Origin of the sequence: Micromonospora sp. WMMD734 (assembly GCF_049178975.1) — a bacterium.
Taxonomy (GTDB): domain Bacteria; phylum Actinomycetota; class Actinomycetes; order Mycobacteriales; family Micromonosporaceae; genus Micromonospora; species Micromonospora wenchangensis.
The window spans coordinates 5,842,453-5,868,915 of record NZ_JBMHMK010000001.1 but is presented as its reverse complement, the minus strand read 5'-3'; the positions used below and the strand labels follow the sequence as shown (position 1 = coordinate 5,868,915).

The window sequence follows — 26,463 nt, the reverse complement described above, 5'->3', positions numbered from 1 at the left end:
ACCGGGTCATCGGCCGAACGTGAGTGACGCTCGCAGCATTGTGGGTCGCCGGGCCGGCCAAGGGGAGCCCTCAACCGGCCCACGTCGTGCTTTTGTCAGAAACCCGACAGATATTTCAGCCGCGTACGGCCGCCACCGCGTCCGCCAACCGGCGAACACCCTCGTCGATCCGGTCCGCCGTCACCGCGGAGAAGGCCAGCCGCAACGCGTGCCGCCCGCCGTCGACCATGAAGTCGCTGCCCTTGACCACCGCGACGCCCCGCTCGGCGGCGGCCGGGGCCAACCGGTCCACGTCCACGTCCTCAGGGAACTCCACCCAGAGGAAGTAGCCGCCGTCCGGCTCGACGAAGGTCACCTCCGGCAGGTGCCGACGCAGCGACTCGGCCAGCACCCCCGCCCGCTCACCCAGCGCCGACGACACCGTGGCGATCGACCGCTGGATGTCGCCCGAGACGCAGAACTGGTGCACGATCGACTGCGCCACCATGCCCGGCGAGATGTAGAGGCTGGTCGCCTTCTTGGCGATGTCGGCGATCAGGCTCGCCGGCCCGACCAGGTAACCGACCCGGACCCCGGGGCAGACGGTCTTGGTGAAGCTCGACGCGTGCACCACCACCCCCCGGGTGTCCATCGACAGCATCGACGGCAGCGGCTCGCCCCGGAACCGGATGTCGGCGTAGGGGTCGTCCTCGAAGATGGTGAAGCCGTACTCGGCGGCGAGGTCGAGCAGCTCACGGCGCTTGTCCAGGGAGAGGGTCACGCCGGCCGGGTTCTGGTAGTTCGGGATCACGTGGGCCAGCCGGGGGCGTACCCCGGACTCCAGCAGCTTGCGCAGCTCGGCGGTGTCCAGGCCGTCCGGCTCGATGCCCACGCCGTGGATCTCGCCGCCCATCCGTTGCAGGTTGAGCAGCGTCCGGTCGTACGTCGGACGCTCCACCACCACGGCGTCCCCGCGCCGGACCAGGTGGTCGAAGAGGAACGCGTCGGCCTGCAACGAGCCGTTGGTGACCAGCACCTGATCCGCCTCGACGCCGTGCTTCTCGGCGATCCACTTCCGCAAGGGCGGGTAACCCACGGAGGTGCCGTAGGCGGTGACCCCGGCGGGGTCGGCGTCGAAGGCACAGACGGCGGCGGCCTTGAGCCCCTCGACATCCACGATGTCCAGCGAGGGCGCGCCACGGGCGAACGAGATCAGCTGCTCGGCGGTCATGCGCACGAGCCTAGGGCCTGTCCGGGCCGCTCCGGCCGGCATACACGCCAAGTTCAACATGCGGGCACGCCGTACGGGGCGGGACGGGCCGAACCGGTCGACTCCGGTGCAGGTCGGGACGGGACCGGGCATCGGCACGGCCCGCCCCCGCTCGCTACTGTCGAAGCGTGCCCACCGAGCCCCTCCGCAACGCCGGCGCGTTGATCACGGACGATGGCGTCGAGCTGGCACCGCACCGCTTCGCCGGGCTGGTCGCCCCGGCGGTCGAGCGGGCGTTCGTGGCCGGGATGCTCGCCGGCCGCGACGGCGGCGGCGCCGAACTGAGCCAACGGTACGGCGGGCCCGCCGCCACCGGCTTCCTGGTGGAGTTCCGCACCCGGCTCGCCGCACCGGGCGGCACCGTCGACCGGGCCGGCTTCGCCGCCGTCAACCGCTACCGCGACCCCGCCGCCTGCCAGCGGGCGCTGGACAAACAGGTCGCCCACGGCACGATCGCCCGCCGGCCGGACGGCGGGATCACCGCCACCGAACGCGGCGTCGACTTCCTCACCGAGCTGTACCAGGTGCACGCCGAGGTGACCGAGGAACTGTGGGCCGGGCACGACGACCGGGTACGCCGGCTCGTCGAGGCGTACGGGCGGGTGGTGGCGTACGCGGTGCTGCTGGCCGGAGAGCCGGACGCCGGGCCGGGACCCGCGTTCGCGGCGGTCGCCCCGCCGTACGAGCCGGACGGCACCCCGCCGGGCGTGCTGCTGCTCAACCGGATCGGCGCGCTGCGGTACCACCGGGCCGACGCGTACGCCGACGCGTGGACCGCCGCCGGGCACACCGCCGCCAGCGTCGGCGAGCTGCCGGACGGGCCGGAGCGGCGGGCCATCGAGTTGGAGACCGACCGTCGGGCGGCCGGCCCGTACGCCACGCTGACCGCCGACGAGCGGCTGGGCGTGCTCGCCGACCTGGCCGCCCTGCCCGGCTGAACCCCCGGCCGGCCCGGGTGAACTCCCGGTTGACGGCGGCCGGCCGGTCACCCGGGGCTATCCTCCACGGTGACCTGGAGTCGTACGAGGGAGGCCCCGCATGATCGGGATGGTGCTCGCGGCCGGTGCGGGACGCCGACTGCGCCCGTACACCGACACCCTGCCCAAGGCGTTGGTGCCGGTGGACGGTGAGACCACCATCCTGGACATCGCGCTGCGCAACCTGGCCGAGGTGGGGCTCACCGAGATCGTGATCGTGGTCGGCTACGCCGCCGACGCGGTCGTGCAGCGGCAGTCGGCGCTGGAGGAGAAGTACGGCGTCACCCTCACCCTGGTGCACAACGACAGGGCCGAGGAGTGGAACAACGCCTACTCGCTGTGGCTGGCCCGGGAACACTTCGCCCGGGGCGTGCTGCTGGTCAACGGCGACACCGTGCACCCGGTGAGCGTGGAGAAGACCCTGCTGGCCGAGCGCGGGCCGGGCATCCTGCTCGCCGTGGACACCCTCAAGGCGCTGGCCGACGAGGAGATGAAGACCACCTTCGACGCCGCCGGCCAGCTCACCCGGATCACCAAGCTGATGGACCCGGGCGAGGCGTACGGCGAGTACATCGGCGCGACGCTGATCGAGCCGCAGGTGGCCGGGGCGCTCGCCGACGCGCTGGAGGCGACCTGGCGGCGGGACCCGAACCTCTACTACGAGGACGGCTACCAGGAGTTCGCCGACCGGGGTGGCGAGGTGCGGGCCGCGCCGATCGGGGACGTCTCCTGGGTCGAGGTCGACAACCACGACGACCTGACCCGGGCGCGGGAGATCGCGTGCCGCTACTAGCCCGTACCATCCTGACCCCGCTGCACATCGATGTGCGGCGCGGTGCGGTCGCCGACCTGGCCACGATCCTCGCCGACGGGCGGATCTCCGCCGGGGGTGACGTGGCGGTGGTGGTCGGCCCCGGTCAGGGCGGGCAGATCGCCGACCTGCTGCGGCCGTCGCTGCGTTCGGCGGACGTGTTCACCGTGGCCGGCGGCACCCTCGACGCCGCCGACGAGTTGGGCGGCAAGCTCCGCGAACGCTCGTACGACGCGGTGGTCGGCATCGGCGGCGGCAAGACCATCGACGTGGCAAAGTACGCCGCCACCCGGCGCGGACTGCCAATGGTGACGATGGCGACCAGCCTCGCCAACGACGGCATCGCCTCCCCGGTGGCCAGCCTGATCACCGGCGGACTCAAGGGCTCCTACGGGGTGCACATCCCGATCGCGGTGATCGTCGACCTGGACTTCGTGGCCGCCGGCCCCGACCAGCACAACCGGGCCGGCATCGGCGACGTGGTCAGCAACATCAGCGCCCTGGCCGACTGGGAACTGGCCCGCCAGGTACGCGGCGAACCGGTCGACGGCCTGGCCGCGTCGCTGGCCCGGATGGGCGCTGAGGCGGTGCTCGCGCACACCGGCGACATGACCGACGACGCGTTCGTCACGGTGCTGGCCGAGGCGCTGATCTCCAGCGGCCTGGCGATGGCGGTCTGCGGCAGCAGCCGGCCGGCCAGCGGCGGCTGCCACGAGATCATGCACGCCGTCGACGCCCTCTTCCCCGGCACCTCGTCGCACGGCGAGCTGGCCGGGCTCGGTGCGCTGTTCTGCACGTTCCTGCGCGGCGACCAGCGGCGCTTCGTCGAGATGGCGGCCTGCCTGGGCCGGCACCGGCTGCCCCGGCACCCGGCCGACGTGGGCCTCACCGACGACCAGTTCGTCGAGGCGGTGCAGTTCGCCCCGGCCACCCGCCCCGACCGGTACACCATCCTGGAGCACCTGGCCATGTCGGTTACCGAGACGCGGGAGCGGCTGGCAGACTACGCCGGTGCACTCCGCGACCACAGTGGCTGAACCCCGTCCCACCGTCGCCGACTTCCACCGGGTCAACCGGGGCGGCGGCCTGTTCAGCGAATCGGTCAGCCAGTGGCTGGGTGCCGTCTTCGCCCTGGTCGCCCAGCGCCTCGGACTGCGCCCGACCGCGCTGACCATCACCAACCTGGTGCTCGGCCTGGCCGCCTCGGTGACCGTGGTGGCGCTCGCCGACCGGGTCGCCGCCGGCACCGTACCGGCCTGGCTGGTCGGGCTGGTCGCGCTGGTCGGCTGGCAGGTGGCGTACGCCCTGGACTGCGCCGACGGGCAGCTCGCCCGGGTGACCGGTCAGGGCAGCGCGGCCGGTGCCCGGGTCGACGTGCTCTGCGACGTGGCCGCCCAGATCGCCCTGGTCGCCGCCCTGTCGGCCACCGCCGTGGCGCAGCGCCCCTCCACGCCGACCTGGCTGGTGGCGACCTTCGCCGGCACCTGGATGGTCAACCTGGTGACCTCGGTGATGCAGTCCGGCCCCAACGCCGCCAGCATGGTCACCTCCACCTCCCTGCCGGTACGCCTGGTCAAACTGGTCCGCGACTACGGTGCGGTGATCTTCGTGGCGGGGTTGGTGCTGATGCTCGTGCCGGCGCTGGTGTTCTGGGTGGTCGTGGCGTTCACCATCGTCAACGGCGGCTTCCTGCTGGCCAGCATCGCCTTCTCGGCCCGCGCCTCGCTGTAGGGACCAGCACTCGCGCGGGCCGCGTCGGCCCCGCCCAGCTTGATCGACTCGACTGGGTCGATACAGCGGTATCAAGCGCGCCCGATACCGCTACATCGCCCCCAATGGAGTCAGGCTGGTCCCAAGTAGCCGCTGCAGGTGATCTCTGAGCATCAGAGTCTTGGCGTCCGGAGCGGAGATCCTTTGATCCACTCGGAGGAGACGTGAGAACGGCGCACCAGCACGCGACCGGCGGTGGCGACTCGCCCTGGTGCCGCTCGCCACCGTAGGGGTGGTCGCCGCCGGCCTGGTCGTGACCCAGCGGCGCCCAGGCCACCACCTGGCCCACCGCCAAGAGCACCCAGTCGATCAGCGGCACCCGCGGCTTTGGTCTGGTGCGCTACAAGGCCGGCGCCGCGACCATAAGAACGTGATCATCGGTTCGCCGGCCGCTGATGGCATCCCACTGCAAGGGCAGCTGCACGCTGGTCAACGTGTGGTGGTAGGACGTCGGCGAGGACGCTGCGACGTTCAAGGGCGGCACACAGGCAACAGCTCCGGTGCCGAACCGGTCAAGACCGGCAGCGGCCCCGACGGCACGTACTGCAAGTACACGTCGTCGAACATCGTCCACAGGTAGGGCAGGGAATCCAGTTCCGCCCACCGGTGAGGCGGGCCCGCGCACGTTCCCGAGAGGGCCTGCGCGGGCCATCGCCGTCGACGGCACGATGCCAAACCGTCGCAGGGACCAAGCCGACAGGGTCGCGCGACAGCATGTCCCTGTCGGCTTGTGATCCACACATCACAGATTTGCCTCGCGCGTCCAATCTCGATTCAGTGTCTAGCAGACACGCACACCATCGATGATGTCGTTGTATGACAAGCCGCCAAGGCCAATGTTGCTGTTCCAGTCGATCGCTTCACTCGAAAAGAGCTTGACGAAGCTGCTGCCATTCCAGTTGGAGAAGGTGCTGACGGTCCCGCTCGTCTGATTGTTGACATAGCCCGTGATCCGGTCGTTCCACTTTCCACCCGTCGGATAGTTGAACGTCGCCAGATCCCTGAACCCGCAGGTGTAGAAGCTGATGCTGTACCCGAGGAAACCTTGATCCGCAAACAGGCACAGGTACTGATAGTTACATCCGTAATGGGGTGGCTCGGCAGTTGCGCCGCGCTGGGCCGGTGTCTTGATCCAGCTTTCGGACGGAGCAGAGGGTGCAGGTCGTTGGCGGGCTGGGGCATCGAGGGCCGCCTTGACAGCAGCCTTTGACAACACTCTCTTGTTTCGCGGCTGGCTCGCCGGCATGGTGATCTCGACACCAGGAGCAATCCGAAGAGTGTCTTCACTCACCACTACCGAGCCCGGATAGAGCTCCATTAGTGACCCGAGGGCCACCGACACTTCGGAGGCGGAGGCCACGGTAGCGCCACCCGCGTGAGCGGGCACACCGTTGACGCTGATTGCAGCGGCAGCAGATGCCGCCAGCAGGACACGAACCAGTCTTCTTGATTTCGCCATTGATTCCTCTCCGTCCAGGGTAATTAGGAATTAAGGCGAGGGCATGCCAGCCCGCGGACCGCCATTTTCTGCCAGCGCAAACATTCCCCGTCGACCCTTACGATAGCAGCGGAATTGCCGCGGATCCGCCCACAATGCTCCAACAATTAAAGACTGCTTTTACTTTTTGACATCTATCACTTAGGGTTAATCTTTACGTGAGGGCCGGGCAGGTCACGGCCCATCCACTCGAAACTCAGGTAACACTACGTCAGTGTAACGAATCGATAACGATAGTGTAGGCGGGCCGAAAAGGGCGAACGCGTTGACCCTCTGCTGCATAGACAGGGCGGCCACGGAACACAGGAGGCGGATTTGAAGCAGGTGATCAATACGGAAGGCCACGTTCACGGCACCCCGGCTACAGCGGAACGCACCGACTCCGAGGTCATCAAGGAGTCGATGCTGGACCCCAGCCACTTCGGTGTGCTATATGAGCGACATGCCAGGGTGTTGCACGGCTATGCCTATCGAAGACTCGGACGGGAGGCAGCAGAGGACGTCGTCGCGGAGACCTTCTTGAAGGCGTTCCGCGCCAGACAGACGTACGACCTCAGACACAGCGATGCTCGGCCGTGGTTCTTCGCCATAGCGATCAACGAGATCGCCCGCCACCACCGTGTGGAGAAGGCCAGGTATCGCACCCTCCTCCGCTCCATCCATCAAGATCAGGAACGTACGGAGAGTATTGCCAATCAGGTGGCTGATGCGGTATCAGCTCGGACGCTACGGAAGCCGCTGATCGAGGCGCTCACGAAGCTCTCTCGTCGCGACCGGGACGTGCTGCTCATGGTCGCGTGGGCCGGTCTGAACTACGAGGAAGTAGCCAGGGCGCTTCAGGTACCGCCCGGCACAGTTCGATCGCGGCTGCATCGCGCCCGTCAGAAGATCCGCAAGTATCTGCCCGACGACATCGCCCTGGAGCTGACGTGAAGGATCTAGAACTGATCAAGCAGCTGGGAGAGGACCTCGCCCCGGGCCAGGGTGAGCCACTTGCTCCATTTTCCCCAGCCACCCTCTGCGACCCACCTCGTAGGCGACCGTTGAAGATATGGCACGCCGGAGTCGCAACGCTTGCGGTAGCAGGAGTTACTGCGGCGCTGGCGGTCGTATGGCCGAGTCCGCCACGAATATCGCCTGGCCAGACGGCGGCCAACGGGGCCACTACCATCCTCGACAAGGCCGCCGCCGTCAGCAGCCAATCCACTCTTCTTCCCCTCCAGGCCAGCGAGTACATCTTTACCGAGACGGTCAGCAGTTACCCGAGCCAAGTTGAGCAGCCTGACGGCTCCTTCAAGGTCGTCAGAAATAGCCCGGTCGTGACCCAGATCTGGCTCCCGGTGGACCCAGCGAAGAGCGGCCAGCAACGACAGCGCCCCGAAGAGGGCGGCAGCGAGTGGGGGCCTTGGCTTCCGGTCGCCCCATGTCCGGAGGCGCAAAAGCCGGCCGTACCAGGAGGTGCAGCCGCACCCTGCACAAGGGGCGTCTTACCAATTGATTTCCCTACTGACCCCTCTGCGGTGCTGGCCTGGCTCATCGGGGATCGCCCAGGTGGTTCACCTAGCCCGGAGCCCTCGATTCCCAACCCGATCAGTGGGCAGGACGGCTTAGCGTTCGAAACAGCAAGGTCGCTTCTCATGACAGGGACTTACCTACAGCCAGAACAGCGCAGCGTAATCTTCAAGGCTCTGGCAAAGCTCCCGGGTGTCGGCACGGTAAACGACGTCCAGGATGGTTCAGGTCGGCGAGGAATCGGTATCTCCGCAGGTGGTTTCGAAGCGCTGGTATTCGACTCCACCTCATTTACTTTCCTGGGAACCACCAGCTCGGCCATAATTAAACAAGCCCCGACCACAGAGGCCGGCAAAGTCCCAGCCTGAACGGTCATCGCCGAGGCGGGCCGCGCACTCCGATGCAGGCGTGCGCGGCGAGCCGCCGACTTCGGCCACGACATCGGTGTGCCGACGATGTGACGACCGGCCCACACCGCCAGAGTGGCGAGAGCAGCATTGGCACCCCGTCGATCAACGCTCCGATGCCGAATGGCGCTCACCTTGATCCACTCGGTTTGGGACGGAGTAGGGGTATCGACCCCGCCGGGATACCGCTACTCCGGCGCACGGGTCCTCGGCCTCGACCCAGTTCAGCCAGGACGCATACGTCGGCAGGAAGACCAGGTCGACCTGGTTGGCGAAGCACCAGGCGCGGACTTGACGGTGCTTGCACGGGGAGAAGTTGTCCAGGATCAGGTAGAAGTGTTGGTCGGGCCAGCGGTGGCGCAGGGTCTTGAGGAAGCTGAGGAAATCGCACCACCGTTTGCGGTCGCGGATGCGGTAATGCAGGCGGTCCGGTAGCGAGGTCAAGGGCGGCGATCATGTGCCGTACGCCCTGGTCACGCTGGTAGGTGGCGCGTAGTCGCACCGGATGTCCGACGCCTCGCCATGCGTGGCCGGGGCGGGGTTGGAGGTTGAGTGGCCCGAACCCATCGACGCAGAGCACCCTGCCGTCGGCTGGTGGGTGGTCGTAGAGGTCGAGGATGCGGCGCATCTTCGAGGTGAAGTCGGGGTCGTTGCTGGCCTTCCACGTCTTGGGTGCAGTTGGACTACGCGGTGACCTATGACGAGGGCTCCTCCGGCGAGCTGCGCGCCACGATCATTCAGGCCGTGGGGAACCGCATCGCCTACGGGTCCGTTCGGCAGTACCGCACCTGGACCTGCACCGGGCAGACGCAGCCGCTGTCGGCGCTGATCCCGGCCAATGTCGCCGGTGTCCCGTTGCGCACCGGCGAAGCCCTGCTGTACGCCTGGATCTCCGCCTGCCCCGGCGCGAACTAATATGCCATCGCCGGACAGGTGGTGCGGATCATCCACTGACACCGCTGCCGTCACGGTCCTGGGAGCGGTCCGGATCTTGGGTCCTCCGCGCGTTCTCGGCGGAGTTGTTGGAGGACGCGGGTGTCGGCTTCGAGGTCGGGGTGGCCGACCTGCCGGTCGAGGTCGACGACGCGTTCGAGTTCGCGGATCGCCTGGTCGAGGTCACCGTCCGCCCGGTGGACCATCGCGATGTTATACCGGGTAACGGCTTCGCCGGCTCGGTCGCCGACCTCCCGCAGGATGGGCAGGGCCTGCTGGTAGTGGTCCAGGCCCCGCTGCCGATCCCCCAAGTTGGCGTACACGAGGCCGATGTTGTTGAGGGTGGCGGCTTCGTTGCCCCGGTGGCCGGCCTGCCGGTACATGGTCAGGGCCTGGTGGTAGTCCTCCAGCGCCGGCTGCGGCCGACCGGTCGCACGCCGGGCACAACCCCGGTCGTAGAAGGAACCGGCGTCCGGGCCGAGGGTCAGGGTCGCGGTGGCCATGGCTTCGACGGCGGCGAACCGCGAGGTACGCAGCCACACACGACATACCCGGTCACCGACGTCCCGGGCGATAGCGGGCTGCCACCCGGCGACTGCGAGCCGATGCACCTCGACCCAACAGGCGAGGACCTTCGGGTCAGTGGCCATCGGCGGGGGTGGGGTCGAGGACCCAGATTTGGTAGAGGGACTTGGCAGCGTCGGCGCAGGCCTGGATGTGCTCCTCATCGGTGAGCAGGGAGCGGACGAGGGGGTGCAAGAGGTTGGAAACGAAGTAGCGGGGCTCGCGGCTCTCCGGGTCGGTGCCCTCTTCGAGTAGGCCGAGTTCGACGGCCCGCCGCAGGTGCCGGGCGGCGTCGGGGTGCGGGTGCAGGGCGTGGACGGTGGCGGCGGGGATCGGTAGTTCGACGACGTTGATCCTCGCGAGCATCCGGCGCAGTTCGAGGGGTTGGGAGTCAAGCAGGTTGTCGGCCAGGACGGTTTCCCGGCGGAACCGGTCGGCTTCGTTCTCGATGGCGGTGAGCAGGCCGTCGACGTCGAGGGTGGCGTCGCCGACGATCCGGTTGAGCCAGTCGAGCAGGCGGGGGTTACCGGCTGCCGCCTCGATCGCCCGATTCCGGATGGTGGGGTTGATGATGGATTCGGGGCGCAGGTTGGTCAGGTTGGCAATCTTCTTGGTCTGCTCAACCGGGGTGAGGGTTTCCAGCGCCTCGACGGCGATGGTGGTGCCAACCGGGGTGGGGAAGCGGTAGCGGCTGGTGATGACGACGCGGCTCGGGCTGCCGGTGTCGCGGATGGCGGCCAGCAGGGCGGGCAGGATCTCGGCCATCGTCGGGGCGAGGACCCGGCTGCCGTCGTCGCGGGTGTCGAGGTTGCCGGTTTCGAAGTCGTCGAACACGAACAGGCAGGGCGTGTCGCCGAGCGGCCCGTCGACGTCGAGCAGGTGCCGTAGCCGGATCGACAGGGGAACCTGCTCGTTGTCGAGCAGTGCGGCGGCCTCGATGCTCTGGTCGAGGCTGTCGAAGCGGATCTTGCTGGTCAGCTCGCGGAACTTGATGGCGTCGACCCGGCCGTACCAGACGGCACGCTGGTGCGTGGGCATGCGTTCCAGGAGCCGGGAGGCGAGGCTGCTCTTGCCGAGCCCGCCCATGCCGGCCAGCAGCAGGCCCTGCGCCGCGCCGGGGGTGTCGGCGGGTTGCCGCAGGACGCGCAGGCAGCGTTGGATGACCCGCCGCCGGCCGACGAACTCGGCGCGGGACGCGACGCGGGACAGTTGGGTCTGCGGGTCCAGGAACTGCTGGTCGGCGGCGCGCACCTGCAACCGCTTGCGACCCTTGGTGTGCAGCGGGGTGACCAGGGGGGCCAGCGGGGACCGGTCGGCGTAGACCCGGAGCAGATGCCAGTAGCTGCTCTTCCTGTCGTGGAACAGGTGACGGCGGGCCTCGACGACGGCACGGTCCAACGACCCGCCGTCGGCCAGTGCCCGGTAGAGCGCGGCGGCGAAGTCGGTGGCGGAGACGTCCCCGACCGGCAGCGCCCAGCCCAGCACCACCGGGGCACCGGCCTGCACCAGGCTCTCACTCATCGACGGGAACACCCCGCCTTCCGGGGCGTCGGCGGTCAGGCAGCCGGAGACGAACACCAGCCTCGGCCAGTGCCCCTGCATCGCCTCGGCGAGCTGGTCGGCCGTCGCCCTGGTGGGCGCACCGTACTCGTCCTCCAGCAGGAACACCGGCTGCCCACCGGCGGTGGTGGCGTGCCCGCTCAGGTGCAGCACGTCGAAGTGACCCGGCCCGTAGTCACGGCTGAGAAACCGCAGGCCCTCCAGGGTGCCGCTCTCCTCGACCACCAGATCGGTGCCGGTGCGACGGGTCGCGGCCAGGATCGCCGCCTCCTCGCCCTCGAAGTTGAGCACCGGCTCGACACCTTCGGGCGAGGCCGCCATGAACAGCACCCGCAACGGCCGGTTACCCGGCGCAACCTGGCCGGTCAACGCCGCGTGGGTGCCGACCGTACGGACCGGCAACAGCGGTGCCCGCCCGGCCACCGTCAGGAATCCGCCCTCCCGGGCCAGCAACTCCCACGGCAGGTGTCGCAGCCGCTGTTCGGCGCTGATCCGCAGCACCGCCCCGGCGGGGTGGGCCAGCAACGGGGCCAGCCACCGCTCGTCGCCGTCCAGGAACTCCGTCAGCCGGGCCCCCAGCGCGGCCAGCCGGGTCGCGCTGTACCCCTGGTAGGCAGCGTCGGTACTGTAGTCGCGGCCTACCAGGGTGATCAGCTCGTCGACCGTGGCCCGGTCCAGGCTGCGGGTCCGTGGTGGCTGGCCGTCGGCGGACAGCCGCAGCTCATGGTGGTCCGAGGTCTGCGCGAAGGCCTCCAGGTCGAAGGTGCTCATCTGCCCATCCCCGTCGTGGTGGTCAGGTCGGTGCGGCCCACGGCTCCGCCGTGCGGCTCGCGGTCCGCGCCCCGGCAACCTCCACTGTGGCCTTTTCTGCGTCTATGCTGATACGCCTGGTCGCACCGGTTCGGGACCACCCACCGCCGGGTGATCGACGGTGGACCTTGGGTGGCTACTGTACGTCTCCCTCACGTCCCGGAACCGCTGCGTGAACCCGCCTCGGGTGACGGCTTTCCGACTCACGACCACCTCCCTGCGGGGTAGAACATGCACGATCGGTGCACCGCCGGTTGCCGGATGGTGCCACGGTCCGGCGGTAACAGGGAGCGTCAGGAGGAGCGGGATGGGTGTGGCGGACGCCGTTGCCCGCTGGGTCGAGGTGCACCGGCTCGCGGTCGCCGGTCGGCAGCCGCAGATCGCCCGGGACGTCGGTGACCGGGTGAGCCGGGTGTGGCTGCCTACCTCGCGGTTCACCGACGTCGAGGCCATCGCCACCGCCACCCTGACCCTGGGACCGGATGCCGGCTCCTTCTATGACCGGGGATGGGCGCGCTCGGCGACCGGTCGGCCCTGGCCGGCGCTGGAGGACTACCGGCAGGCTCTGACCCTGTACCGGCAGGCCGGCCACCGGGGCAACGAAGCCGCCACGCTCAGCCAGATCGGTCGGGTGTATTTCGGCCTGGGGGACCGGCAGCGGGCCCTCGGCCACTACCAGCAGGCCCTCCCCCTGCAACGGGAAGTCGGTGACCGGGCCGGCGAAGCCGTCACCCTCACCAGCATCGGCGGCGTCCACAGCGGTCTGGGAGATTCATCCCGAGCCCTCGACCACTACCACCAGGCCCTCACCATCACCCGGGAGGTCGGCGACCGGACCGGCGAAGCCACCACCCTCACCGACATCGGCACCGTCTACAGAAACGTGGGAAACCCGCGCCGGGCGCTCGACCACTACCAGCAGGCCCTCACCATCAAACGTGCCGTCGGTGACCGGACTGGCGAAGCATCCATCCTCAACAACATCGGCGCGGTGTACGACAGGTTGGGGGATCCACAGCGGGCCCTGGACCACTACCACCAGGCCCTCACCATCAAACGTGCCGTCGGTGACCGGACTGGCGAGGCCGCCGCCCTCAACAACATCGGCGACGTGTACAGCGGGTTGGGGGAGGTGCAGCGGGCCCTCGACCAGTTCCAGCAGGCCCTGGCCATCATCCGCGAGGTCGGCGACCGGGCTGGCGAAGCATCCATCCTCAACAACATCGGCGCGGCGTACCACGAGCTGGGCGATCGGCAGCGCGCCCTCGACCATCACCACCAGGCCCTGTCCATCCGGCGGGAGGTCGGCGACCAGGCCGGCGAAGCCACCACCCGGTACCACATCGCCATGATCCACAGAGCGGGCGGCGACCTCGACCAGGCGATCCGGGAACTCGAACGTGTCGTCGACCTCGACCGGCAGATCGGTCACCAAGTCCTCGATGCCGACCTCACCCTTCTTCGGCAGATCCGCAAGCAACGCGATGAAGGCCCGTAGGATCCGCCGTTCGATGCAGCGCCGCTGCTGGACTCCTGCACCGGCTGCGCGGTGTCGCGTGTCGACTCCGGCAGCAGGAACGTGGCCTCTCCCGGACAGCCCTTTCGTTCCATCGACGAGTGTCGTAACGTGTCAGATCGCAGGCAAGCGCTTTCCTAGCGTATACGGCGGGTAGCGGAAAGCGCTTCTGCGCGTGCGGACGACTGCCCGCCGCCCACCCCGTCCCATCACCCGTCTCGGAGGACACGTGAGCACACGTGACAACGGCGCGACGCCACGACGCCGACGGTGGCAGGTCGCCCTGCTGCCGTTCGCCACCGTCGGGCTGGTCGCCGCCGGCCTGGTCGTGACCCAGACCGGCGCCCAGGCCGCCACCTGGCCCACCGCCAAGAGCACCACCACCGTCACCAGCACCCAGTCGATCAGCGGTACCCGGGACTTCGGTCTGGTGCGCTACAAGGCGGGCGGCGCGATGGGTGACGGCGGCCAGAGCGAGAGCCAGAAGCCGATCTTCGAGCTGGCCGACGGCGCGACGATCAAGAACGTGATCATCGGTTCGCCGGCCGCCGACGGCATCCACTGCAAGGGCAGCTGCACGCTGGTCAACGTGTGGTGGGAGGACGTCGGCGAGGACGCCGCGACGTTCAAGGGCGGCTCGTCGGCGAACTACACCGTCGACGGCGGGGGTGCCCGGTCCGCCTCGGACAAGGTGTTCCAGCACAACGGCGGCGGCAAGCTGACCATCAAGAACTTCGACGTCAGCAACTTCGGCAAGCTGTACCGGTCGTGCGGCAACTGCTCGACCCAGTACAAGCGGACCGTCGTCATCCAGAACGTCACCGTGACCGCCCCCGGCAAGGTGCTCGCCGGCATCAACACCAACTACGGCGACACCGCGACGTTCTCGGGCATCACCATCTACGGCGACAGCAGCCGGAAGATCTCCATCTGCGATCGCTACACGGGCAACAGCTCCGGTGCCGAACCCGTCAAGACCGGCAGTGGCCCCGACGGGACGTACTGCAAGTACACCTCGTCGAACATCGTCTACCGATAGGACCCGGTCACGGCCGGGGCGGGCGACCCGCGCTCGTCACCTGCACGTAGGTCCGGCATTGCAGTTCCGTCTTGACGGAGGCGGTCCGCGCGCACGACGGGAATGTGCGCGGGCTGCCTCCTTCGCCAGGATCGGAGAAGGACCCCACAGAGCATCGAATGGGTCCTTGAGATCCGCACCCGGGTTGATCGATCGCATTGGGGCGATGTTGGGGCATCGACCGGACCGGGACACCGTTACTTCGGCCCACCGGCTTTGGGCCGCTCAGATGTCCGGCCCCGCGCCGGTATCACCCGGCCAGGACGTCGGGGGTGGGCCGAAGGCACGACGGGCGGCCCGCACGGCCAGGGCAGCCAGGGCGGCGTTGGCACCACCGCCGATCACCGCGCCGACGCCGAACGGTGCCACCCGACCGAGAACGATGATGCCCTGTTTCGTGCCGTACTTCGTGATGAAGTGCCTTCCCAGGACCTTGTTGATCTGGCGCAACGTCTCGCCGGGAACCTGCCCGACGATCAGCCGCCCCCAGTGCTGCCCCGTACGTTCAGCCATCTTGGTGATGGTGGCGGAGCCGGAGCCGCCGAGCATGATGCCCATGACGATCGTCCGGCGGCGTTCGACCTCGTCGATGGGCACGCCGTGCACCTCGGCGATGGAGAGCGCGAAGAGGGCGCTCAACTGGAGCGAAGAGAGGAACTCGCCTCCCGACAGCGCCAGCGCGACTCCCGTGCCGACGCCGGGCGCTGCTGCGGCTCCGCCCACTGCGGCACCCGTCCCGGTCAGGGCGCTGACGTACATCCGCTCCAGGTTGCGGATCACCTCTGCGGGGGTCGCCTCCGGGTTGCGCTGGCGGGCGCGGGCTATGTTCTTGCGCACCAGGGGGCTCTGGAGGGTGATCGCCTTGTCCAGCAGATCGAGGACCCGCTGCCCACCTCCGGCCACTTCCGGAACCGGCCCATCGTGGGCATCCGTCACCATGCGTCAAACTCCCGGTCAGCTCCGCTATCCACTGTGGATACGGCCCATCAGGCTACGGGAGGAAGTTCCGCCATCACCAGAGCCAGGACTGACGGCTCCCGGACACCGCCGACCTCCGGCCCACCCGGCCACCAACCCCTCCCAACCCGCACACGCGACAAGAAGGCTTCCCCTGCCCCAACCACCCTGCTGATCAAGAGCTTTGCGTCACCTGGAAGATCAGAGCTGACGCGAAGCTCTTGATCAACGGGGTGGCGGGGTGGCGGGGTGGAGGGGTGGCCCGGCGGCGGACCACCCCCGGTCGTGCCGGTGGCCGGGTCAGCCGCCGTAGAAGCTGGCCGGGTCGACGTCGGCCAGCGGAACCCAGTCCGGGTCCGGCGGCGGGGCGAGCGCGGCGGGCGACATCCGCAACTCGACGGCGAGTGCCGGCCGCTCGTCGACCAGCTGGGACAACGCATAGATCGTGGCCAGTACGTGCAGGCAGGGGCGGCGTCGGCTCCGGCAGTCGCATTCGGACACCAGCTCGTCGAGCCCGACACCGACGCTGATGCCGTGCCGCCGGAAGTCGCCGTCCAGGCTGTCCGGCAGGTCACCGGGGGCCAGCCCGCGGTTGTCCGCCAGCGCCGTGGCGATCAGGCGTTCCGCCTGCTCCCGGGTTTCGGCCGGCCAGGGCGGCAGCACCAGGCGGACCCGGTTGCCGACGCCGGACACCCGTACGTCGGCTTCGAGACGACCGCCGTCGGCCGACAGGGTGACCGCGTGGTTGCGGGCGAGACTGCGCGCTCTCGGCAGCAGGGCGTTGGGGCCGGCTGCGGCCGTCGAGGCGACCGTACGCACCCAGGAGCGGCCCCAGGGGGTCGCGCCGAACTCGGCGGGGATCAACGGGAGCCTCCCGGGTCGAGGTCGAGCACCGCGTGCAGTTCGTCGTCGGACAGCCGGGACAGGGCCGCCTCGGCGTCGCCGGAGACGATCTCGGCGAGCCCCCGTTTGCTGTCGTGCAGCCGGGCGATGTGGTCCTCGATGGTGCCGCCGGTGACCAGGGTGTAGACGTTCAGGGTGCGTTGTTGGCCGATCCGGTGCGCCCGGTCGGTCGCCTGTTCCTCGACTGCGGGGTTCCACCAGCGGTCGTAGTGCATGACGTGGCTGGCCCGGGTGAGGTTCAGGCCGAAGCCGGTCGCCCGCAGACTGAGCAGGAGCACGCCGGAAGCGTCGTCGTCCTCCTGGAACGCCCGGACGAGTTCGTCGCGCCGGGCGGCGGGGAGGCCACCGTGCAGGAACGGGACCGGACCCGCTCCCAGGCTGTCCGCCAGGTGGTCGGCGAGCAGCTCGCCCATGGCCCGGTACTGGGTGAAGACGAGCGCGCGGTCGTTCTCCTCGACGATCTCGGCGAGCATCTCGGTGGCCCGGTCGAACTTGCCGGAGCGCCCCGGCCGGGCGGGGCCGTCCCGGAGGAACTGGGCGGGATGGTTGCAGATCTGCTTGAGCGAGGTCAGCAGGGCCAGGACCCGTCCGCTGCGTTCGATGCCGGCACCCAGACCGTCGGCGAACGCCCGGTCCACCGCCTCCCGGTAGAGCCGGGCCTGCTCGTCGGTGAGGGTGCAGATCGTCGTCGAGTACTGCTTGGCTGGCAGTTCGGTCGCCACCTCGGCCTTCGTACGGCGCAGCAGGTGCGGCCGGACGACGGTGCCGAGGGCGGCGGCGGCGGTGACGGAGCGGCGCTGCTCGATCGGCGTCACGAACCGCTGCCGGAACCGGGCGCGGGTGCCCAGCAGGCCGGGGTTGGTCACGTGCAGCAGGGACCAGAGTTCGTCCAGCCGGTTCTCCACGGGCGTGCCGGTCATGGCGATCCGGGAGCGGGCGGACAGGCGGGCCGCCGCCCGGCTGGCCAACGCGTCCGGGTTCTTGATCTGCTGCGCCTCGTCGAGGACGACCACGTCCCAGTCGGTGGCCGTCAACGGTTCGTCGCGGCGCAGCACCGGATAGCTGGTGATCACCACCGTTCCCGGCCGGTAGGTGTCAGGCAGTCGACGGCCCGCGCCGTGGTAGCTGACCGTCGGCACGGCCGGTGCGAAGCGGGCGATCTCCCTGCGCCAGTTGCCGACCAGGGACGTCGGGCAGACCACCAGGTGCGGTTCGGGCGAGCGGCGGGTGGCGAGCAGGCAGATGGCCTGGAGGGTCTTGCCCAGGCCCATCTCGTCGGCGAGCACGCCGCCGTGCCCGAGCCCGGGTCGGGCGGCGAGCCAGGCCACCCCGTCGATCTGGTACGGCCGCAGGGTCGCCCGGATGTCGGTGCCGCGCAGGGCGTCCCGGGTGGTCACCGCCTGGCGGAACCGGGTCAGCAGGGCGGACGCGGCGGTGATGGCGGTGCCGTCGTCGTTGACCACGGCATGGGCCGCCACCGGCATCTGTTTGCCCAGCGTGGCGTAGCCCTCGGCGTCACCCGGCGACAGGCCGGCCGCGTCCCGCCACGCCCGGACGGACTCGCCGACCGTCGCACCCGGGTCGAGCGTACGCAGGGCCGGCAGCGCCTCGTCCAGCTCTGCCAACTGCACCGGGACGCTGGTCACGGTGATCCGGCCGGCCACCGGCAGGGCCAGCCGGCAGACGCCGGGGCGGCCTTCGGGCAGGCCGTGGGCACGGATCGCCCCGGTCAGCGGTGTGACGCCCCACCAGGCGATCGCGTTCTCGGCGGGGACGAAGGTCGCCTGGAGTGTGCCGGGCAGGTCGGTCATCGTTCAGCCCCTCGTCGGGGTCGGTCGGGGCGTCGGTTCGGCGAACAACGGGGCAAGACCCACTCCTAGGTCGGGGAGGGTGCGATGATGAGTGCGGGACGCAACAGTTGCGCCGCGCAACGATAGGAGGAATTATGCCCCACGCGCCGGCTCCGCGATGACCACGCGGAAAACGGGTCAGGCAGACCGGGCCGGCACCGACCCGCTCGCCGAGGAGGTCGTCCGTCGGCTGCCGGACTGGATCACCCACCTGATCCAGATCAACAGCCTGGTCGCAAGCCGGATGGGTGTGGTGGTGAGCGACTTCCACTGCCTGCACGCGTTGCAGCAGCACGGCCCGACCACGGCCGGGGTGCTCGCCCGACAGGTCGGCATCACCCCCGGATCGGCCTCCCGGATGATCGACCGGCTCGCCGACGCCGGCTGCGTCCGCCGCATACCCGACCCGAACGACCGGCGGCGCGTCCTCATCGAACCGACCCCCGAAGGGCTCGACCGGATCGACGCCTACTACTCCGGCCTGACCGCGCGGACCTTCCAGGACCTGGCCGCCTTCGACGACGAGGAGCTACGCACGCTGCTGCGGTTCATCGAGGTCTTCCAGGTCAGCGCGGCGGCAGAAGTCGAGCGCCTGCGCTCCGCCCCCTGACCGCCCCGCGCCGCGCCCGCCCGCCTTGATCGACTCTTTTGGGGCGAAGTTGGGGTATCGACCCCACCGGGTTACCGCTACATCAACCCAACACCTACGGCGTCAGCTTCCCCACGCCCGGCAGGCCACCTCTCCCGCTCGGATCCACCGGATGATCAAGAGGTTTGCGTCAACTTTGATCTTCCCGATGACGTAAACCTCTTGATCACCGGGGTGTGGGGGAAGAGAGCCCATGACGTCGGGGGTAGGCCAGATGCGCAACGGGCTGCCCTCGATCTCGGACAGCGATGGTTCCGGTGCATACCAGCCCACCGTCGAGCCTAAACGAGGTGGGAAAGCAGCCTGCCCCGGTTTCCGCGACGGGGGCCGGGGCAGGTCACTGCCGCAGTCGGTACGACGGGCGGCGTCAGTTGTGCTTCAGGGAGTCGACGAAGGTGCGCCAGCCGTGGGTGTCGAAGGCCAGGGTGGGGCCGGTCCTGTCCTTGCTGTCCCGGACGGCCACCCCGTTGCGCAGGTGGGCCACCTCGACACACGCGCCACCGTTGCCGTCGCTGCGGGTGGACTTCCGCCACACCGCGCCGGTGAGGTCCGGGTTCGTCATGTCAGCCTCCAACGCCATTCGTCGACTTCATGAATACTTCTTGGTGGGCCCCCCAACACGAACGGCCTCGGTTGTTGTTTTCCGAGTGCCAGGCCAGGGATACCTACCATGTCAGCGGCACAGGAAACGGTGAAGGGCGGTTGTCGGGGTGGCGCGGACGGTCGACGACGCAGGACACCCGCTCGGGCGATGGCGTCTCGCGATAGCCGCGTCGGCGCTGGCCGTGGTCTGCCTCGGCGGGGCCCTTGCTCTGCTGCGCGGTCAAGAGGGACCGGCACACGCACAGGCTCAGCCAGCGTCCACGGACAACACCGAGGAAGGCCCCGCCCGCTGCCCGGACGCCTGGGACGAGCGCTCCTCGCCGTCTGGCGGCGCGGCTGATCTGGTACCGGCAACGGCTACCGAGATGCTCCTCTGCACGTATCGGCACGACAGCGCCATACCGCTACGGCTGGATGCCAGCCGGAGGATCACCGAGCGCGTCAACGAACTTTCCGCGTACCTGAATAGCCTGCCCACCGACCCGCCCCAGGATGAGATGTGTCTACTCGGTGGGACTGTCGAACATGCGATCGTCTTCGGCTACCCCCAGCAGCGGGCCGTATCGATCCGCCTGATCGACTGTGGTTGGCAGCGGGAAGGCGCGAGCAGGTACGGCGGCGACCTCCGAAAGGTCACCGCGTACTGGGGCGTCAGCTGGAACGGGTAGCCCCCTGACCCTCTCGGAGGCCGGCCGTACTGATCAACCCGCGCCCCTGGCACGCGAGGGATCCGCGCTCATGAACGTCGCCGGTCATGGCCGACGAGCCACCATCGTGCGAAACGAGGGCCGGGGCCAGGTCACTACCGCATTCGGTACGACGGGTGGCGTCAGTTGCTCTTGAGGGAGTCGAAAGGTGCGCCAGCCGTGGGTCGAAGGCGAGGGTGGGGCCGGCCTTGTCCTTGCTGTCCCGAACGGCCACCCCGTTGCGCAGGTCGGCCACCTCGACACACGCGCCACCGTTGTGGATCGTGACGTTCGAGCGGTCGGCGAGCGCGGCGAGATGGGGCAGATAAGCACGTATCGTCACGCGGTCGCCGCGGAACGTGTCAAGGGATTGAGGCCAGCGGGAGTTAAGCGGCCTGTCGTTCCGGTTCGGGTTTGTTGATCCAGACCTGGTTGGGCAGGTCGAGGATCTTGGGTAGGGGTCGGGTGGTGCCGAATCGTTCCGGGTGCGCCGCCCGCGCGGTGGCGAGGGTGTCCTGGCGGTTGGCGCGGACGGCGTGGTGGCGGCCGTGGTGGACGTCTGCGGGGGTGTGCAACCCGATCCCGGAGTGCCGGTGGGCGTGGTTGTACCAGGTCACGAACTCGGCCATGAACGCCCGTGCCTGGGCCAGGGACGCGAATCGGTGCGGGAAGACCGGCGCGTACTTCAACGTCTTGAACCAGGCCTCGCTGTACGGGTTGTCGTTGGAGGTCTTCGGCCGGGAGTGCGAGCGGGTCACCTGGAGGTCTTCGAGGAGGTCAGCGACCGACTTCGAGGTCATCGAGGTGCCCCGGTCGGCGTGCACGACGTGCGGGACACCGTGGGCGCCGAACACTTCGCGCATCATCGACTCGGCGAGCGGACCGGACTCGCGGGCGTGCACGCGGACCCCGACGATGTACCGGGAGTAGATGTCGATCATTACGTAGGCGTCGTAGTAGACGCCCTTGACCGGTCCGGCGAGTTTCGTGATGTCCCAGGTGTAGACCTGCCCCGGCCGGTCGGCGATCAGCTCGGGACGCTGCCTGGCTGGGTGCCGGGCCTGCCGGCGACGCTCGCGAACCTGCTTGTTTTCGCGTAGGAGCCGGTACATGGTGGCGATCGAGCCCACGTAGACGCCCTGGTCCAGCAGCGCCGCGTAGATCTGAGCCGGGGCGGCGTCGACGAACTCCGGGCTGTTCAACAGCCGCAGCACCTGCCCGCGCTCGCTCGGGGTGAGCGCGTTCGCAGGCGTCCGCCGAGCCGGCCGCGATGGTGTCGGCCGGCGCCGGTCCCGCTCCGCGCTGGACCGGGCGATCCCGGTCATCGCCGCCGCGGCCCGGGTCGTGGTGCCGGTGCTGGTCAACTCCCGGTACGCGGCCATCAGCGCTTGCCGAGCCCGAACACGTCCGGACCGTCCGGATCGCTCCTGGAGATGTCCTCCAAGAGCTCTCGTGCTTTTCCCATGATCGTCAACGCCGTCTCGGTCCGCGCCAGCTTCGCCTGCGCCTGCGCCAGTTCCCGCCGCAGCCGGGCGATCTCCGCCTGCTCCGCCGACGGCCTCCCGACCGTCTCACCGGCCGGCTTGCCCTGCAACAGGCCGGCGTCACGGGCCCGGCGCCACTCCGACATCAACGACGAGTACAAGCCCTCCCGCCGCAGGAACGCTCCGCCCTCACCAGCCGCGACGGCCTGCTCGTAACCGGCGAGGAGTTCCAGCTTCTGCCCCGGGGTGAACGACCGGCGGGCACGCGGCCCTTCCGAACGCGGGCCCTTCTTGCGACTCATGACCCCATCCTGGGCCGTCACAACGTCTACAGCAGCATTCAACGCTTCTCAATCCTGAACTCGCCCTGTCCGGCGGACTTGCTATGAACCGCTGGCCTCAACTCACCCTGACAGACAGGGCCGAGGTTCCGCCGGAGGGCGGACTCGCTGAGGAGTAAGACCTGGTGACGCATCACTTGCCACGCCTACCTTGATCAACTCACTTGGGGCGAACTTGGGGTGTCGACCGCGCCGGGATACCGCTGCTTCGGCCCACGGGTTTGGGCCGCTTACATCTCCGGCGGCGGCGGTTCGTCCGCGCCCCGAGCTTTCCATGGCTGGTGCTTGGTGATCCAAGCTTCCACGTCCTCCACGAGCCATACCGCCCCGCCGGCCAACCGGTCGAACGGCTCCGGGAAGTCGGCGCGGCTGGTGAGCTGGACGATACGGACGCGCGACACCCCCAAGCGCTCCTGAAGCTCCGCGCTTCCGTATAGCCTCCGCCGCCAGCCCACTATCGAAGCATCCTGATTATGCCCCCTTCCCAACTTGGAAGTCCCAGCTGCATCACCGTTATGAGCTTCCAGCTGGTGATACGAAGCCAGTCGACCCCCTTCCATACTTGACAGGGGGTGCCGGATCGGGTCTTCTGAGTGGGCGGTAGTCGGGCACTCTGGCCACTCACGGCACTCCGTGGCGGAACCCGTCCTGTCTCCGGAAGTTGTGGGAGGATCCATGGCTCGGCATGCGAAAAATCCGGCGTACTCCGGTCTGCTGGTGCGGTGCTGGTGGCCGTTCGGGCGGCGGCGGGTGAACCCGCTCGACCGTCTCCGGCCGGCGACGAACCACGCCGAGCGCGTCGCGGCGTACCGGGTGACAGGGGTAGCGCGGGTGCCCGACCTGCCGGAACGGCCGCTGCTGACCCTGGCAGGGGAATACCGGGCGGGGTGCTGGTCGTGACGGCCCGACGCGGGCCCGACCACGACGACCGGGGCGAGCAGATCCAGGCGGCGGAACGCGAGGCGGCCCGGCAACGGATTCTCGCCCAGGCCGAGGCGGAGCGGGTACCGGCCGAGGAAACCACCCGGGCGGTACCGGACCGGCGGTGGCGTCGTGGACAGCAGTGAGCTGCTGCCGGTCGGCCGGCGGGTGGCGTACTGGCGGGCGCGGCGGAAACTGTCGCAGCAGGTGTTCGCGGACCGGCTCGGCCGGTCGAAATCCTGGGTGGACAAGATAGAGCGGGGTGTCCGGTCGCTGGACAAGGTGTCGACGTTGCGGGACATCGCCGCCGTGCTGCGGATCGACACCGCCGTGCTGCTCGGCCGGGACGCCCGGCCCGCCACGACGACCGCCCGGATCGAAGGGGTGGAGCGGATCCGGGAGGCCCTGTCGACGTACGAGATCGCGCTCGGTCGACCGGCGACCCGCCCGGCGGTGCCGGCCGGCCGGGTGGCGCGCGACGTCGGGCACGCCTGGGTGCAGTTCCAGTACGCCAGGTACCCGCAGGTGGTCGACGTGCTGCCGGGTCTGCTGGCCGGCGCGCAGCGGATCTCCGCCGACGATCACGAGTCGAACCGGCCGCTGCTGGTGGAGGTGTACCGGCTCACCGCCGCGCTGCTGGTGAAGCTCGGCGAGGCCGATCTGGGCTGGCTGGCCGCCGACCGGGCGATGGCCACCGGGGCCGGCGATCCCCTGCTGGTCGCCGCCGCCACGGTGCAGCTCGGCCAGGTGTTCCGCGCGTCGGGGCGGGCACGTGCGGCGCAGTCGGCGGCGCTCGCTGGCGCGTACCGGATCGCCCTGCTCGGCCCCGACGACGGTGGCCCCGGCGAGTTGTCGCTGTGCGGAACCCTGCTCGTGCAGGCCGCGCTGGGGGCGGCCCGCCAGGGCGACAACCGCGCCGTCGCCGACCTCCTCGACGAGGCCGCCGGGATGGCCGCGCAGGTCGGCGAGGGCCACGACCACCACCGGACGGCGTTCGGGCCGACGGCGGTGGACCTCGCCCGTACCGTCGCTGCCCTCGACCTGGGCGATGCCGGCGAGGCGGTGGCCTGGCACGAGCGGACGACCCGGCGGGACGCCTGGCGGTGGCTGCCACTGGAACACCGGGCGGCGCACCTGATCGACGCGGCCCGCGCCTACCTCCAGGCCGACGACCCGGCCAACGCCGGCCGGGTGCTCGCCGACGCCGACCGGATCGCCCCCGCCGAGGTACGCCACCGGCCAGCCGCCCGGGAGGTGCTCGCCCAGGTGGCCCGCACCCCACACGCCCCGGCCACGATCGTCACGCTCGCCGCCGCCCTCGGGGTGACCTGACCAGTGTAGGCTGGCTAATCAGTACCGGGAGCCGCGACCGGCAGGCCCACCGAGGCGGCGATGTCCGCCATCCGCTTGTCGTATGTGACCAGCACGTCGAGCGCATCGCCCAGGATCTGAGCGCTTGCCACGTGCAATGCGTCCAACGTCCGGATCCCGGTAGGAAGCGCGGCTGCGGAATCCCGGACCTCCTCGGTCAACAGGATCTCGGTGAAGTTACGAGCCAGCATCTGCATGGCATCCGGATAGTCTCCGATCCGGTCGAGGGTGCGTACCGTCTCGACGAACCCGACAGAGCTGGTCGCCATCGGCATGCCGGCCCGGTCTGCCAGAAACTCCTTCAGCTGCGTCGCGTAGGTGCGGCCGGAGAGCAGCGTGATCAAGGCGGACGAGTCGAGGTAGATCACCGATCATCGGCCTCACGGTCGGCCAGGAGCAGATCGAGAGGCGATACATCGGGCGGCACGTCGTAACGAGGTAGCCGGTCGAGGTCGCTCGTGGTGGTCGCCTTGAGACGGATCACGCCTTTGGCCACCAGGGACGCGTATCTGCCGAGTGTCCCTGAACCCGGCAGCAGGACGGCGATCACGCTGCCGTGCCGCGTTACCTCGATCGACTCGCCTCGCTCGACCCGGGCGAACATCGCGCTGGGGTTGTAGGAGAACTCACGCACGGAAACGGTGCTCACAACACGCCTCCCTTGTGCCGACAACGCCATCATTGTACCTACACGGCTGGCCGCTTGCCTGCACGCCGCGCGATCGGAGTCAGTTGGCGCGGGTGAGGGAGGCGTAGATGGCCAGGTGCCGCTTGAGGACCACGTCGGGGTGGAACGTCTGCTCGTACCGCAGCCGGGCCGGGGCGGAGAGCAGCGCGGCACCGGCCCGCGCGACCGGGAGCGCGGCGGCCAACGCGGCCGGGTCCGGCGGGACCACCCAGCCGGCGGTGCCGCCGAGCAGGCCGGCCGGGACCGCCGGCGGACCGGCCGGCGGCGGGGCGTGACCGGCGACCGCCGAGGCGACAGCCGCCGGGCCGGTGCCGGCGGGCTCGTGCGGGACGTCCGCGCCGACCAGGTACGGGATGCCGCCGAGCGCGGTGCCGAGCACCGGCCGGCCACTGGCCAACGCCTCGATGATCACGGTGGGCAGCACGTCGTGCCACATCGAGGCGGCGATCACCACGGCGCTCGCCTCCACGGCGGCGCGTACCCCGGCCCGGTCGAGCTGGCCCAGGTAGACGACGTCGGCACGCTCGGCGGCGGCGGCCTCGACCAGCGGACGCAGCTCGCCGTCACCGGCCACCCGCAGCGTGCCGAGGCTGCCCACCGGGTGCCGCCGCCAGGCGTCCAACAGCAGGTCGACGCCCTTCTCCGGGGTCAGCCGGGCCAGATAGAGGAAGCCCTCGCCGAGCGGGGTGGGTGCGCCCGGGTCGGGTACCGCGTTCGGCTTGACCACGATCCGCTCGGCCGGGATGCCGTAGTCGGTCAGATGGTCGGCGATGGCCGAGGTGAGCGCGATGAACCGGTCCACCGAACGCCAGGTGCCCCGGTGCACGGCCAGGGTGGCCGCCATCAACGCGCTCTGCGCCCGCGAGTCCCGGTAGCAGCGGTGCACGATCGACGGCACCGCCAACGCCCGGCCCTTGCAGTCCTGGCAGATGACGCCGTCGCGGAAGTAGATCCCCGACGAGCAGACCTGCCGGTAGTTGTGCACCGTCTGCACCACCGGCACGCCATGTTTGTGCGCGGTCCGCACCACCCAGGGCGAGAGCAGGGGGTACGGGTTGTGCAGGTGCAGCACGTCCGGCCGGTGCTCGGTGAGCAGCCGGGACAGCTCCTGCTGGGCACGCGGGGCGTAGATCGGTGAGATCGGCAGCAGCGCCTTGGCCGACTTCGGCATCGACGGGATCTCGTCGGAGCTGCGGATGAACGGCAGCACCTCGACCCCGGCCGCGGTGAGCTGCCCGATCTCCGAGTCGACCATCGTGTTCTCACCCGACGGCTGGGCTTCCCGGTACCGGTTGTGCGCCACCACGATTCTCACGGGAAAGAAG

Annotated in this window: 29 protein-coding genes; 14 read left to right on the top strand and 15 right to left on the bottom strand. The window is 69.5% G+C overall.

What is annotated here, in order from left to right; genetic code table 11:
• Positions 1–115 precede the first annotated feature (115 nt).
• A complete protein-coding gene (locus ACN267_RS25515) occupies positions 116–1,210 on the bottom strand; it encodes a PLP-dependent aminotransferase family protein (RefSeq protein ID WP_421489813.1) in 1,095 nt (364 codons plus the stop codon).
• 167 nt (positions 1,211–1,377) lie between these two features.
• Here ACN267_RS25515 and ACN267_RS25510 point away from each other — a divergent pair, with 167 nt between their 5' ends.
• The 4 genes from ACN267_RS25510 (at position 1,378) to ACN267_RS25495 (ending at position 4,768) form a co-directional block, all read left to right on the top strand.
• Positions 1,378–2,187, top strand: a complete 810-nt coding sequence (locus ACN267_RS25510) for a hypothetical protein (protein ID WP_421489812.1) — start codon at positions 1,378–1,380, stop codon at positions 2,185–2,187.
• A 100-nt stretch (positions 2,188–2,287) separates the two neighbouring features.
• Positions 2,288–3,019 carry a sugar phosphate nucleotidyltransferase gene (locus ACN267_RS25505; protein WP_421489811.1) on the top strand — a complete coding sequence of 244 codons (732 nt, stop codon included), beginning with the start codon at positions 2,288–2,290 and terminating at the stop codon, positions 3,017–3,019.
• Positions 3,007–4,074, top strand: coding sequence for an iron-containing alcohol dehydrogenase family protein (locus ACN267_RS25500; RefSeq protein ID WP_204958274.1), 1,068 nt, complete (start codon positions 3,007–3,009; stop codon positions 4,072–4,074). The genes ACN267_RS25505 and ACN267_RS25500 overlap by 13 nt, the downstream gene beginning before the upstream one ends.
• Positions 4,049–4,768, top strand: coding sequence for a CDP-alcohol phosphatidyltransferase family protein (locus tag ACN267_RS25495; RefSeq protein ID WP_421489810.1), 720 nt, complete (start codon positions 4,049–4,051; stop codon positions 4,766–4,768). Before ACN267_RS25500 ends, ACN267_RS25495 begins: the two co-directional genes overlap by 26 nt.
• 820 nt (positions 4,769–5,588) lie before the next feature.
• Here the strand turns inward: ACN267_RS25495 and ACN267_RS25490 are convergent.
• Positions 5,589–6,266, bottom strand: coding sequence for a hypothetical protein (locus tag ACN267_RS25490; RefSeq protein ID WP_421489809.1), 678 nt, complete (start codon positions 6,264–6,266; stop codon positions 5,589–5,591).
• Between the two features lie 363 nt (positions 6,267–6,629).
• Here ACN267_RS25490 and ACN267_RS25485 point away from each other — a divergent pair, with 363 nt between their 5' ends.
• Complete coding sequence (locus ACN267_RS25485; protein WP_421490496.1) at positions 6,630–7,238, top strand: RNA polymerase sigma factor; 609 nt, start codon at positions 6,630–6,632, stop codon at positions 7,236–7,238.
• The gene (locus tag ACN267_RS25480) at positions 7,235–8,185 is read left to right on the top strand and encodes a CU044_5270 family protein (RefSeq protein ID WP_421489808.1); all 951 of its coding nucleotides are present in this window, start codon (positions 7,235–7,237) and stop codon (positions 8,183–8,185) included. The genes ACN267_RS25485 and ACN267_RS25480 overlap by 4 nt, the downstream gene beginning before the upstream one ends.
• Before the next feature lie 144 nt (positions 8,186–8,329).
• On the opposite strand, the gene ACN267_RS25475 is transcribed toward ACN267_RS25480, so the two are convergent.
• On the bottom strand, positions 8,330–8,668 hold the full coding sequence (locus ACN267_RS25475; RefSeq protein ID WP_421489807.1) for a transposase: 339 nt from the start codon (positions 8,666–8,668) through the stop codon (positions 8,330–8,332).
• A 228-nt stretch (positions 8,669–8,896) separates the two neighbouring features.
• Here ACN267_RS25475 and ACN267_RS25470 point away from each other — a divergent pair, with 228 nt between their 5' ends.
• Positions 8,897–9,139: a hypothetical protein gene (locus tag ACN267_RS25470; RefSeq protein WP_421489806.1), complete on the top strand. Its 243-nt coding sequence runs from the start codon at positions 8,897–8,899 to the stop codon at positions 9,137–9,139.
• Positions 9,140–9,189: 50 nt separating this feature from the next.
• Here ACN267_RS25470 and ACN267_RS25465 read toward each other — a convergent pair whose 3' ends face one another.
• Positions 9,190–9,699 carry a tetratricopeptide repeat protein gene (locus tag ACN267_RS25465; RefSeq protein WP_421489805.1) on the bottom strand — a complete coding sequence of 170 codons (510 nt, stop codon included), beginning with the start codon at positions 9,697–9,699 and terminating at the stop codon, positions 9,190–9,192.
• A gap of 97 nt (positions 9,700–9,796) precedes the next feature.
• Positions 9,797–12,052 (bottom strand): CHAT domain-containing protein, encoded by a 2,256-nt coding sequence (locus ACN267_RS25460; protein WP_421489804.1) that lies wholly within the window; start codon positions 12,050–12,052, stop codon positions 9,797–9,799.
• Positions 12,053–12,404: 352 nt separating this feature from the next.
• On the opposite strand from ACN267_RS25460, the gene ACN267_RS25455 reads away from it, so the two are divergent.
• Both ACN267_RS25455 and ACN267_RS25450 read left to right on the top strand, forming a co-directional pair.
• Positions 12,405–13,589, top strand: a complete 1,185-nt coding sequence (locus ACN267_RS25455) for a tetratricopeptide repeat protein (RefSeq protein ID WP_421489803.1) — start codon at positions 12,405–12,407, stop codon at positions 13,587–13,589.
• Between the two features lie 247 nt (positions 13,590–13,836).
• Complete coding sequence (locus ACN267_RS25450) at positions 13,837–14,646, top strand: pectate lyase (RefSeq protein WP_307821153.1); 810 nt, start codon at positions 13,837–13,839, stop codon at positions 14,644–14,646.
• A 264-nt stretch (positions 14,647–14,910) separates the two neighbouring features.
• Here ACN267_RS25450 and ACN267_RS25445 read toward each other — a convergent pair whose 3' ends face one another.
• The 3 genes from ACN267_RS25445 to ACN267_RS25435 form a co-directional block, all read right to left on the bottom strand.
• Positions 14,911–15,624, bottom strand: coding sequence for a hypothetical protein (locus tag ACN267_RS25445; protein WP_421489802.1), 714 nt, complete (start codon positions 15,622–15,624; stop codon positions 14,911–14,913).
• A gap of 318 nt (positions 15,625–15,942) precedes the next feature.
• Positions 15,943–16,506: an SWIM zinc finger family protein gene (locus ACN267_RS25440; protein ID WP_421489801.1), complete on the bottom strand. Its 564-nt coding sequence runs from the start codon at positions 16,504–16,506 to the stop codon at positions 15,943–15,945.
• Entirely contained in the window at positions 16,503–18,356 is a 1,854-nt protein-coding gene (locus ACN267_RS25435; protein ID WP_421489800.1) for a DEAD/DEAH box helicase, read from the bottom strand. The genes ACN267_RS25440 and ACN267_RS25435 overlap by 4 nt, the downstream gene beginning before the upstream one ends.
• Positions 18,357–18,513: 157 nt before the next feature.
• Here ACN267_RS25435 and ACN267_RS25430 point away from each other — a divergent pair, with 157 nt between their 5' ends.
• Positions 18,514–19,005: a MarR family winged helix-turn-helix transcriptional regulator gene (locus ACN267_RS25430; protein WP_421489799.1), complete on the top strand. Its 492-nt coding sequence runs from the start codon at positions 18,514–18,516 to the stop codon at positions 19,003–19,005.
• A 406-nt stretch (positions 19,006–19,411) separates the two neighbouring features.
• Here the strand turns inward: ACN267_RS25430 and ACN267_RS25425 are convergent, their stop codons facing one another.
• The gene (locus ACN267_RS25425; RefSeq protein WP_421489798.1) at positions 19,412–19,606 is read right to left on the bottom strand and encodes a DUF397 domain-containing protein; all 195 of its coding nucleotides are present in this window, start codon (positions 19,604–19,606) and stop codon (positions 19,412–19,414) included.
• A 148-nt stretch (positions 19,607–19,754) separates the two neighbouring features.
• Between ACN267_RS25425 and ACN267_RS25420 the strand changes: the two genes are divergently transcribed.
• Positions 19,755–20,315, top strand: a complete 561-nt coding sequence (locus ACN267_RS25420) for a hypothetical protein (protein WP_421489797.1) — start codon at positions 19,755–19,757, stop codon at positions 20,313–20,315.
• Here ACN267_RS25420 and ACN267_RS25415 read toward each other — a convergent pair.
• The 3 genes from ACN267_RS25415 to ACN267_RS25405 all read right to left on the bottom strand — a co-directional run bounded on the left by ACN267_RS25415 (position 20,299) and on the right by ACN267_RS25405 (position 22,559).
• Positions 20,299–20,568, bottom strand: a complete 270-nt coding sequence (locus ACN267_RS25415) for a DUF397 domain-containing protein (RefSeq protein WP_421490495.1) — start codon at positions 20,566–20,568, stop codon at positions 20,299–20,301. The genes ACN267_RS25420 and ACN267_RS25415 overlap by 17 nt on opposite strands.
• A gap of 151 nt (positions 20,569–20,719) precedes the next feature.
• Positions 20,720–22,161 (bottom strand): IS3 family transposase gene (locus ACN267_RS25410; RefSeq protein ID WP_421487888.1). Its coding sequence is split into 2 segments (ribosomal slippage): positions 20,720–21,789 and positions 21,789–22,161, totalling 1,443 coding nucleotides; the frame shifts between segments, so codons are not numbered across the junction.
• A 227-nt stretch (positions 22,162–22,388) separates the two neighbouring features.
• Positions 22,389–22,559, bottom strand: coding sequence for a DNA-binding protein (locus ACN267_RS25405; protein ID WP_421489796.1), 171 nt, complete (start codon positions 22,557–22,559; stop codon positions 22,389–22,391).
• A 274-nt stretch (positions 22,560–22,833) separates the two neighbouring features.
• Between ACN267_RS25405 and ACN267_RS25400 the strand changes: the two genes are divergently transcribed.
• Genes ACN267_RS25400 through ACN267_RS25390 form a run of 3 tightly spaced genes read left to right on the top strand, consistent with a single transcriptional unit; the run spans position 22,834 to position 24,411 of the window.
• Positions 22,834–23,058 carry a hypothetical protein gene (locus ACN267_RS25400; RefSeq protein WP_421489795.1) on the top strand — a complete coding sequence of 75 codons (225 nt, stop codon included), beginning with the start codon at positions 22,834–22,836 and terminating at the stop codon, positions 23,056–23,058.
• A complete protein-coding gene (locus tag ACN267_RS25395; protein WP_421489794.1) occupies positions 23,055–23,225 on the top strand; it encodes a hypothetical protein in 171 nt (56 codons plus the stop codon). The genes ACN267_RS25400 and ACN267_RS25395 overlap by 4 nt, the downstream gene beginning before the upstream one ends.
• Positions 23,212–24,411, top strand: coding sequence for a helix-turn-helix domain-containing protein (locus ACN267_RS25390; protein ID WP_421489793.1), 1,200 nt, complete (start codon positions 23,212–23,214; stop codon positions 24,409–24,411). Before ACN267_RS25395 ends, ACN267_RS25390 begins: the two co-directional genes overlap by 14 nt.
• A gap of 14 nt (positions 24,412–24,425) precedes the next feature.
• Here the strand turns inward: ACN267_RS25390 and ACN267_RS25385 are convergent, their stop codons facing one another.
• The 3 genes from ACN267_RS25385 to ACN267_RS25375 form a co-directional block, all read right to left on the bottom strand.
• On the bottom strand, positions 24,426–24,818 hold the full coding sequence (locus tag ACN267_RS25385; protein ID WP_145922393.1) for a type II toxin-antitoxin system VapC family toxin: 393 nt from the start codon (positions 24,816–24,818) through the stop codon (positions 24,426–24,428).
• Complete coding sequence (locus tag ACN267_RS25380) at positions 24,815–25,099, bottom strand: type II toxin-antitoxin system Phd/YefM family antitoxin (protein WP_067306508.1); 285 nt, start codon at positions 25,097–25,099, stop codon at positions 24,815–24,817. The genes ACN267_RS25385 and ACN267_RS25380 overlap by 4 nt, the downstream gene beginning before the upstream one ends.
• 79 nt (positions 25,100–25,178) lie before the next feature.
• Entirely contained in the window at positions 25,179–26,453 is a 1,275-nt protein-coding gene (locus tag ACN267_RS25375; RefSeq protein WP_421489792.1) for a glycosyltransferase, read from the bottom strand.
• Positions 26,454–26,463 lie beyond the last annotated feature (10 nt).